Below are 9,458 nucleotides of genomic sequence, written 5' to 3' on the forward strand. Positions count from 1 at the left end.
CCCATCGCGACGTCCGAGAGCACGGGGATGTTCCCGTAGGCGAGCGCGAACGCGATCGGCATTCCGTAGATATAGACGTAGAGGAGGACTTCTCGGATGTAGTAGAGTGCCTCCAATGCCCACATTGAGAGGCCGCCAAGCAGTCCGAATACGAGTGACAGACCGGGATTGGTTAGCGTTCTCTCAAGGAAATTGAGCATCGCGGCGCCGAGTGAGCTGAGGCTCGGGAGGAGCGCGACCGTGAAGCCGTTCACGAGGTAGAGCGTCAGTACAGCAACCCAGTACCACATGATGATGAGGAACGCACCAACCCATGCCGTCTTGCGTGTTCGTCGCGACTCATAGGTGCTCCCGATATTGAAGATCCGGATGAGATGCCGGCCTTGTACGCAGACCACGAGCAGGAGAAACGAGACAATCATGATTTCGCCACCAATCAAGGCATGATGGATCGACTCCCACGGTGCGTTCGTCGGCTCACCGAAGACGAACGCCCCGTCTGTCTGTGGGGTCGGTGTGCCAAACATGTGGGTTGAGAGTTGCTGATAGCCGGTCGTGAGGCCCTGCATGAACAGGCTGGTGAACCAATTGACAGCGTCCTTGAATCCCTGTAGAACGACGCCGATCAGATCGACCATCGTTACTGCCTCCGGACCGTGAGCGTGCAGTTGTTGAACTTCTCAGCCGCCGAATAGCGGATGTCGTACGTCTTTGAGACCGAGGAAGCATCCGGAGCGGTCTCAAGCGACAGCGTGAACGTTCCCTTCTGATCACTCTCCGTACACGTCGTCCCACTACCGGGGACGAAGGCGAACGGAGACCGAGAGCTATAGAGCGTCTTCTGCTCTTCCGGACCGAAGGTCACCTTCGAAACCTCTGAGTCCGACTGTGGGTCATAGATCCCGCTCACGTCTGGGTCATCGGCGTATCCGGTGCCGTCTTCCCCGCTTGGATAGGGTGCCATCCCGAGGAACAACAGTTGCGTAACCGAGACTGGCCCACTCCCACGATTCTCAACGACCACGTACGCCTCGTCTGCAATCTCTCGCTCAGTCCCGTTCCACATCTTCTCAGGGTTCTTCCGCCCAATCTCTATCTCAAGAATCTGGAGATCAGGCTGGAGCGTCCGAGTAGTGGTGCCGATGGTCTGGTCGCCGTTGACGGCGACGAGTTCGTACTTGCCGGGAGTGTAGGTGGTGCCGAGGTCGAAGGAGACGCGACTTGCGCCCTGCGCGACGTCGCGTGTCCCGAAGAGCGACCCGTTCGGCTTCACGAGGTTCACATGCTTGACGTCCGCGTCACTCTCGAGTTCGACGACGAGCGTCGCTCCTTGAACGTCGAGGCTTGCAAATGGTCCCGCAGGAGTGGCCGTCGAGGAGCCCAACGGTCCGGAGTCACCGTTCCCGGTGCAGCCGGCGAGGGCGGCGAGGGTGAGACTGCCGAATGCTTGGAGGGCGCTACGACGGTCGATGGATGGTGGGTTGTCAGTCATGGTTTTGGAAGCGATCGAGGCCGAACATGCGGAGGAGACGCTGGCCGGCGTAGAACATCACGACGAACGGGAGGAGTTTCCATCCGGTTGTGAACACGAGGTTGAACCAGCCCGAGAGCGTGCCGAGCGGGTGCCAGCGGACGCTCGCCTGAGTACGCACATAGGCGGGGTTGGCGCCGAGCCACGACTCTGGCTGGTACTGGGCGGTGTAGATGCCAGGCTGCGTGAGCGTGACGACGGCAACCCCCGAACGATTCGTTTCGACGTGCTGGTCGCCGATGGCGATGTAGCCGGCCGATGACTGAGCGAGTGGCCGGCCACGCTGCTCCTGCGAGAGGTCGATTGGCGCACCCGTCTGGTTGTCGCGTAGTTCGAGACGGATTGTGGCCGCCGAGACATTCTGTGAGAGGACGGTCGCAGTGAGGGTGCTCTGGCGGAGGTGGCGTGTCGACCCGGCCTGTGGCTGGAAGATGGTCGCGTTCACGCCGCGAACGATCCCCGCGACGTGCAGCGCCTGCCGGTCCACGTCGTCGGCACGGACAGCGACGCCGTACGTCGTCTGGTAAGAGCCGTTGACGACGTCGATGTGGACATCCTCACCGAGCGTCGAGGCGGGCGACGACCGATTGATCCCCCACGTCTCGACGATTTCTGGGCCGGTTCGGACGGGTTCGGCAACCGGCCCAATCCGCGACGGATACGCGTGCACGGAGACGGGAATCGCGTCCGACTGGGTGCGTGTCTCGCCGTCGCGGGTACTCGTGACGAGCGTGTCCCAGCCGGTGTGGCGGGCGGTGTAGAACCGCCACACACCACGCACACGAGCGCTCCCGTTCTCGGTGAGCGTGTACCCCTGCCACGGGCGCGACTGGAGGATCGCGACGCCCGCGTCCCCGTTCGGATACGTCGCGTAGTAGGGGTACGCCGCGAGATTATACACCGACCCACTGAGCGAGTCGGTAACCGTGATGGAGTCAGTCTCCGTCGTTGTGCTCACGGTGTTCCCGTTCACTGTCGTGGTCTGCTCGATGCGAACCTCGATCGTTGCGTGCAACGTCAGCGTCGTCGTGCGGTCGTTCTGGAGCTGGTAGTCCAGCGTCGGCGTCTGCGTCCCGGTACTCGAGGCGATGGTGTCGCCGTCCTGGGTGAGCCAGACGCGCGAGATTTGGTGCTCGGTGAGGGACCAGTCCGTACTCGTGCTCGGGTAGCGAACGCGGTAGTCGACGAGGCCGCGAAGCGTCCCGTCCGGTGCGAGATACGTGCGTGTTTCACCGGATGCGAGGTGTGCCCGCGTCGATGGCTGTGTGGCGAAGATCGTCGCGTGAGCATCCGCGATGAGGGCACCATCCTCAAGGTCGGCATTCTCCGGGTAGCGGGACGTTTCTGGTCCGCTGGCGTGGAGGTCCCGAAAGTCGTGCTTGGTCCACGTCGCGGCCGTCTTGGGCGGCCGCGTGAACGTGATGTCCGTCCCGTTCGCAAGTTGTTGGAGGGCGGTGCGGTGCTCGCCGTAGTGCTGAGAGTACGTGGAGTCGTTCGTGTAGTCGTCGGCGTCGTGCGACCAGAGGGTCGCGGACTCGTTCTCTGTGAGGCCGTTCCCTTCCGTGCCGGGGCGGGGGTGGTTCGCGGCGGCGAGTCCGGTGACTGTCACGAGGAGGAGGGCGCCGGCAATCGCTATCGGGACTGCGCGTGACGGGGACAACAACGTGGAGGACAGATTTGAGCTACCAGGGGACGAGGTTCACACACTGTGCGAGCGGCAGGTTCATCATCGACCCCGCGACCGTGTAAAGCGGGCCGAGGACGACGAGGATGGTGGCGGATTTGAGCGCCGAGCGTTTGTGGCGCTTTAGACCCTTCTTCTGGTCGGGGCTCAGCGTGAACATATCGATCAGGGAGTTCGCCTGCCAGACGACGGCGAGCCCAACGATGCCCAGCGCCGTCGTCAACTGGAAGAATCCCTCAATCATGCTCGGGAGGTTGTCCGCGGTGCAGACCGCCGACTGCTGGGCCGCGGCCGGCTCAACGGCGATGAGGCTGAATAGGAGAATCGCGCCTCCGATGTGTCGCAGTAGATTTCGGTGGGTTTGCCCGCGAGGGGTGGTGTTTTGGCCAGTGTCGGTGGTAGCTAATTCCGAATCCGTCACCGCATTCCACCCCACCGTTTCCAGTTAGTGGTGGCCTCGACGGGTGTCTCTTCCCGGTCTGTAGTCTGTATAGCATCGTGGGGTCTACCGATCTCCTCTCGATGCATTCTCCTGTAAGTCGAGAGAGATGAATTAAGAATCTTATGACTCCTATATCCATGCAATTAATAGAAATCTGACCGGATATTAAATAGTATATGATATAATTCACTTTTTGAATGTCTGACCGTGTGCGATGATGTGGAACTCATTGGTATCTGTTGATTCTCCTATCGGCATACACTCGCTATTCTGGCTCTGTTGGAATTGACATTAACTAATAAGAATGGTGCCGCTGGTCGTCAAGTGCCGGCCTGGACACTAACTACAGAGGAGCAACTGAACCGTAACTACAGACCAGGTACAAACCGCTTGGTGGACGAAGGAACACTTTTACCCAGATCAGGGACGTATCCAAATTGGATTGCTCAGGGAGACGATCCAATAGGGGGGAGTAGTCTTCTACGGCAATCCACGAAGGAAGCACGCTATTTCGCAGGTGGGTATTGGAACCACCATCCACCTGCATCTTCCGCTCAATACACACACACCTAACGGCTGTTTTAAGTATAGGATTATAGAAACAATAGAGTCTCAGCAGAGCCACTATTCTAGAATCGCTATCTACGGATCAATCGGGTTAAAAACGGAGTTCATAAACCAACTGGTGTCTCTTGAGGAGTGGTGAGTGGGTCGACAAGCAGAGTCGACCCACTATGGGTAACACGTGTGGCACGGGCCGGAGATACCACAATGCGGGGACTCCCGGAGTCTCACCGTATCTATCCGTGCTGGCTCTACTATCATTGACTCACGCATAGTATATATTCTTTCTCCCATTTGTTGGGAGTTTTTACTTGTGGCAGGTAGAAATCCGAAAATAGTCACCTCTGTTCCTCAATCAACAGAGCTCAAATGATTTCTAGTCGGTATTGAGATCGAATTGTTCGTTCTCGGCAGCGGCATTGAGCACGACGCTGGTCGCGGACTCGGCAATATCGGCGTCGCCGAGGAGTTCCTTGATGAGCGTATTCATGTGGTCCGTGTCGTGGAATTTCCCGATGGCGACGATGTCGTAGTCACCCGTTACTTCGTAGACGGATATCATCTGGTCATGTGCGCCGAGTCGCGCGGCAAGGTCGGGAAGCGAACCCCCCTCGGCTTTGAGTTGGAGGACAGCGGTGATGTCGTAGCCAAGTTTATCGTAGTCGACGGTTGGTGTGTAGCCCGTGATGACGTTCTCTTCTTCAAGCTCTTGGAGGTGGTTCGAGATCGTTGTCACGGAGACGTCGATTTCCTCGGCGAGACTGCGGAGGCTTGCGCGGCCATCTCCGAGAAGCTCATTTATCAGCTCAGCATCAATATTCTCATAGGCCATATCATGAGCCACGTTTGCAGCCCTGTTAACATATGGTATTCAAACCCGTTTGGACTGGGTTACTCACAACGCTTAGGCGTAGAAACACGGAGTGATGTATTTCTCAGTGGATACTCTCGCCAAGACTAGGTACAACCCCATCGCAGTGGTGTCCAGCCAGTTGAGGTTGCACCCTTGATGGCGGGGCCACACCGCCATTACTCCTATCCCCGGCAGGGACTCGGAGTTATCTTGACCGAGACACCACAGCGGTTCGAGAGTGTGTCTCGAACATTCTGAGCCTCGGAGTCCCCGATATTGTCCGATTAGGTGGGCGGTCATGCCGCCTCGGTGTACGTCATACTACGACACGATGCTACTTAAATATCCGTCTGAAGCTGATGCGTGGTTCGTGGAGGCGTTGCCGGATTCACTCCCGTCCCCAGAACGCGGAGTGTTCTGGTGTGCGAACGAGACGCGAAGCGTCTCGTCAACGCCGTAAACGGCGGGATTCTCTCCCCTGAAGAAAGATAGACAATACTATGCGTGTTCGCCTGCGTTCAGTTTGCAGCGCAGTTATTCGGGCCGAGTTCGAGGGCTTCAGCGTCGCCCCCTGGCTGTTCCTTTCCCCAGTTGATCTGCTTGATCTCGTTGTAGTTCGCGGGCTCCTCGGAGAGGCTCTCAACGATCGTTTCGACGAACGCTTCCTCATCGTCGTCGGCGACGAAACTCAAAAGTTCGTTCGTCGTCTCAGCCCGAAGTTCGCCGAGTTCAGTAGCGATCGGACGGGTGGACTCGTCGCTGAAGTGCCCCGGAAGAACGATAGTTGTCTCGTCGAGGTCGGTGAGTCGATCAAGACTGTCGAAGAGTTCGCTCGCAGCAGTACGGATGGCGGCCTCCGTGGAGTCCTCAAGGTCGGGACGGCCGACGCTCCGCAGGAAGAGCGTATCCCCCGAGAGAAGTGCATCACCGAAGGCGAAGGAGATACTCCCGGGCGTATGTCCTGGAGTGTGGTGAACATCGAGTTCGCGCTCGCCGATGGCGATGGCGTCCCCGCCCTCGAGTTCGGTCACCTCGTTGAGGTCGCCTGCGTCCTCATCGTGGAGGTAGTAGGGGACGTCAAGTTCACCGGCGAGTCGACGCGCACCCGAGATGTGGTCGGCGTGTGCGTGCGTATCTGCGACACCGACAACTTTTAAGCCGCGTGCGTCTACGACGTCGAGATACTGATTGATGTACTGTGAGGGGTCGACGACGACTGCCTCGCCGTCGTCGTGGACAATGTACGAGACGCACCCGGTTCCAGGACGGACAATTTGAATGACGTCGTCAGCGGCGCCGTCGTACTCGCGGTGCACCCGTCCCCATCCGTTCATTCCGTCGTCGACTGACTTCGCGTCGAAGCCCTCCTCCCGAAGGAACTCAGCGGCGCGCGCGGATGTGAGACCGCCGACACAGACGACGGCGATTTCCTGCCTCTCGGGAAGATCCTCAAGGTGGTCCGCGAGCGTCGAGAAGTCGTGATCCAACAGTTCATCGTAGATCGGGAGGTTCGTACTCGTCGGAATACGCCACTCCTCGTAAGCGTCTTCGTTCCGGACGTCGAGGACGAAAAGGTCCTCTGTGTCGTCCTCCTCCACACGTCGGGCAACCTCTGATGGGGCAATAACAGTATTGCTCATGCCACACATCACTACACAATACAGAGGGATAAATATACTGCCCAGCAAGACGGCTTCTGGGATTGCTACGGCTGAAGAAACTCGCTAGTTGATAGCTAGTCGGATACAGCCCTGCAATTCAGAGAGATATATTCAAGTATGAGGTTAGTAGCAGTCGACTCAGTACGTTTAGATCGATCAGCTCTCTGCGGGCGCGCGCTGGCGCTGCTCGCTGTATTTCTCGTCAAACTCGTCGATGAGCTGGCCCATTTTCGCGTACCAGTCGTTGAGCGTGCGCTGCATGTCTTGGGCGATCTCCTCGCCATCACGAGGTTTGTAAACGTGGTAATAGCCGCCCTGATCGTAGTTCACCTGCTCTTTCTGGATGAATCCGGCTTGCAAGAGGCGCTGAACTGAACGATATGCGGTCGAGCGCTCCCGGTCAACTCGCTCGGCAACCTCGTCGACCGTCAGCGGTTCCGCGCTGTCGCAGAGCATCTGGAATATTTCTTTGTCGAGCGCCTTCAGATCGTGAAAGCACTCCAGCAGCCCCTCACACTCCATATCCTGCCGGAGCATCTCACTCATTGAATCAGCCATTGGTTGCTCATATTACGGCCTACACACGCAAAAGTGTTTGCGTGTATGATACAATACTGGAGCGAGAACACGGCTGCACATACCTGCACTACACCTGCGGGTCAACTGCCCCGCGCACGGTGGCGCGGGGCTTGTCAGTGGACTCGCCGCGTCGTACCCGAAGGGCTTCTGGGCGTTCACGGGTCGGCATCCCTGACTACGGGGCCGGTTGACGGCGGCCCGTGACCGACGACAACTGTTGGCCGCCGACCACACACGACGAATTCGGGTTGCCAGTCGCTTCAAACCCCGGGACAGGAAGCGGGTGTCGGCTTCCTCCCCCGCCCACAATGGGGCGGGGAATCCGCCTTGATCTCTTTTGAAAGAGGAATGGGACGGCGATCACAGAGCTGTCGTGTCCATGTATCACTACGGATCGGGCACAACCGGTAAATCATATGCCTGGCAATGTGCACTAGCTACTACACTAGAGAGTGAAGATGACACAACACTCCCCCCATCCTACGAACACACCACACATCGCCGGCCGACTCGAAATGGGACGACGATGACCGAGAACACGAAAGACGAGGCGGATCGCGACGTCGGGAAGGGACTCTTGGATGAGGAGATGGGACCGAGCGGCGCGATGGCGCACCTCTACCGGGGCGAAATCCACCGGATGAAGTACTGGCGCGAACGCCTCGACAAAACCACCAACTGGGCAGTTATTGTTATGGCTGCCATTCTTACGTGGGCGTTCTCTAGCCCCGACAACCCACACTATATCATCCTCATCGGCATTGCGATGCTGGGCGTCTTCCTCACGATCGAGGCGCGACGCTACCGGGGTTACGACATCTGGCGCTCGCGCGTCCGCACCCTCCAAGAGAACGTCTGGTCGGTCGGCCTCGATCCCTCACGCGACGTCGTCGACCCGGAGTGGCGCGAGCGACTCGGCAACGACTACCGCGAGCCCGCCGTCAAGATCACCGCCGAGGAGGCCATCGCGCACCGCTTACGGCGGATTTACCTTCCACTCTTCGCGATTCTCCTCGTCGCGTGGCTCGTTCGCATCACCGCCTTCTCTCCCGAGTCGTGGCTCCAGACCGCAGCCATCGGGATGATTCCGGGGCTCGTCGTCATCGGTCTCGTCGCAGCGTTCTTCCTCGGCGCGCTCGGCGTCGCGTGTCGTCCCCGGACGTGGCATACGCGCGGCGAACTCCTCGACGAACGCCTCCGAAAGGACGAGTAGGCGATCTCGGTCCTTCGACGGCACTCAACCCCCAGTCCTTATCGCGAACTCGGGCGAAACACGACTGTATGCGGGCCGTCTTCCACCACTCGAACGACGATGCCGAACTGCACGCTCGTGTCGTCAACAACGTCGTGAATCTCCTCGAGGACGAAACGATCGACCTCGACGACGTCGCGCTCGTCACGAACAGCGGTGGCCTCCAACTCGTCACGACCGACTCTCCGGAGCGAGCACGAGTCGAACGCCTCCTCGAGCGCGGCGTCACAATCAAGCAGTGTCAGAACACCATCGAGGGGACGGAGGTCACGGCGGCCGACCTCATCGACGGCGTCGAGCTGGTTCCGTCCGGTGTCGGGGAGCTCACACGCCTCCAAAGTGATGGGTACGCCTACCTCACACCGTAGCTCAGAGTAGCGCGGGGATGGTGTTACGGAAGATGTTGAGCGAGATGATGAAGAGGAGCGTGATGACGAACCAGTTGAAGCGCCGCTGGTCAATCTCGAGGCGCCGCAGATAGGTGCCGAGGAGGAGGCCGACGATCGTGACGACAGCGATCGTCGAGCCCAACCAGATCCGATACGTCGTCAAAAGATCGGTGAACAGCGCCATCTGAACGAGACGTACCGTGAAGATGATGCCGAGAACCATCGAGAGCCCGCCGATGTACCGTTCGGTGTCGCGCTCGAACGTGTGGAAGTACGCCGGGAGGAGCGGGCCGAGGTTCGACGCCGCGAGCAAGAATCCCTCGAGGAAGCCAGCGGTGCTGAGCGCAATCGGGTGGTGTGCCTCCTCGATCGTGACGAAGTTCTGCACGACCTGGAAGACGACGTACGCGAGGATGATGAGGCCGATGAGGAACGGCACGATCGGCCCGGTGTTGTACTGTGCGAGGAAGTAGACACCGACGACTGAGCCGATGATCGCCAAG

8 protein-coding genes and 2 pseudogenes are annotated in these 9,458 nt (G+C 59.1%); 2 read left to right on the forward strand and 8 right to left on the reverse strand.

All coding sequences use genetic code 11. The features are described 5' to 3' along the window. From AOZ13_RS12195 to AOZ13_RS12225, 7 genes and pseudogenes are all read right to left on the reverse strand, one after another. Positions 1 to 638, reverse strand: a pseudogene (locus AOZ13_RS12195) (hypothetical protein); the annotation flags it as partial. 2 nt (positions 639 to 640) lie between these two features. Beyond that, on the reverse strand, positions 641 to 1,492 hold the full coding sequence (locus AOZ13_RS12200) for a hypothetical protein (protein ID WP_020220623.1): 852 nt from the start codon (positions 1,490 to 1,492) through the stop codon (positions 641 to 643). Further along, a complete protein-coding gene (locus AOZ13_RS12205; protein ID WP_020220624.1) occupies positions 1,485 to 3,140 on the reverse strand; it encodes a hypothetical protein in 1,656 nt (551 codons plus the stop codon). The genes AOZ13_RS12200 and AOZ13_RS12205 overlap by 8 nt, the downstream gene beginning before the upstream one ends. A 73-nt stretch (positions 3,141 to 3,213) precedes the next feature. Next, a complete protein-coding gene (locus AOZ13_RS12210) occupies positions 3,214 to 3,561 on the reverse strand; it encodes a hypothetical protein (protein ID WP_324603088.1) in 348 nt (115 codons plus the stop codon). 1,036 nt (positions 3,562 to 4,597) lie between these two features. Then, positions 4,598 to 5,053 (reverse strand): HTH-type transcriptional regulator Lrp, encoded by a 456-nt coding sequence (lrp, locus tag AOZ13_RS12215; protein ID WP_020220626.1) that lies wholly within the window; start codon positions 5,051 to 5,053, stop codon positions 4,598 to 4,600. A 539-nt stretch (positions 5,054 to 5,592) separates the two neighbouring features. Then, positions 5,593 to 6,714, reverse strand: coding sequence for an MBL fold metallo-hydrolase (locus AOZ13_RS12220; protein ID WP_044956998.1), 1,122 nt, complete (start codon positions 6,712 to 6,714; stop codon positions 5,593 to 5,595). Positions 6,715 to 6,891: 177 nt separating this feature from the next. After that, entirely contained in the window at positions 6,892 to 7,293 is a 402-nt protein-coding gene (locus tag AOZ13_RS12225; protein ID WP_021780725.1) for a helix-turn-helix domain-containing protein, read from the reverse strand. 547 nt (positions 7,294 to 7,840) lie between these two features. Between AOZ13_RS12225 and AOZ13_RS12230 the strand changes: the two genes are divergently transcribed. Both AOZ13_RS12230 and AOZ13_RS12235 read left to right on the forward strand, forming a co-directional pair. Beyond that, the gene (locus AOZ13_RS12230) at positions 7,841 to 8,527 is read left to right on the forward strand and encodes a DUF2270 domain-containing protein (protein WP_020220629.1); all 687 of its coding nucleotides are present in this window, start codon (positions 7,841 to 7,843) and stop codon (positions 8,525 to 8,527) included. Positions 8,528 to 8,595: 68 nt separating this feature from the next. After that, complete coding sequence (locus AOZ13_RS12235) at positions 8,596 to 8,934, forward strand: DsrE family protein (RefSeq protein ID WP_020220630.1); 339 nt, start codon at positions 8,596 to 8,598, stop codon at positions 8,932 to 8,934. A gap of 1 nt (position 8,935) precedes the next feature. Here the strand turns inward: AOZ13_RS12235 and AOZ13_RS12240 are convergent. After that, positions 8,936 to 9,458: pseudogene (locus tag AOZ13_RS12240) on the reverse strand (sulfite exporter TauE/SafE family protein); the annotation flags it as partial.

It is taken from the genome of Halarchaeum acidiphilum MH1-52-1 (genome assembly GCF_000474235.1).
Taxonomy (GTDB): Archaea; Halobacteriota; Halobacteria; order Halobacteriales; family Halobacteriaceae; genus Halarchaeum; species Halarchaeum acidiphilum.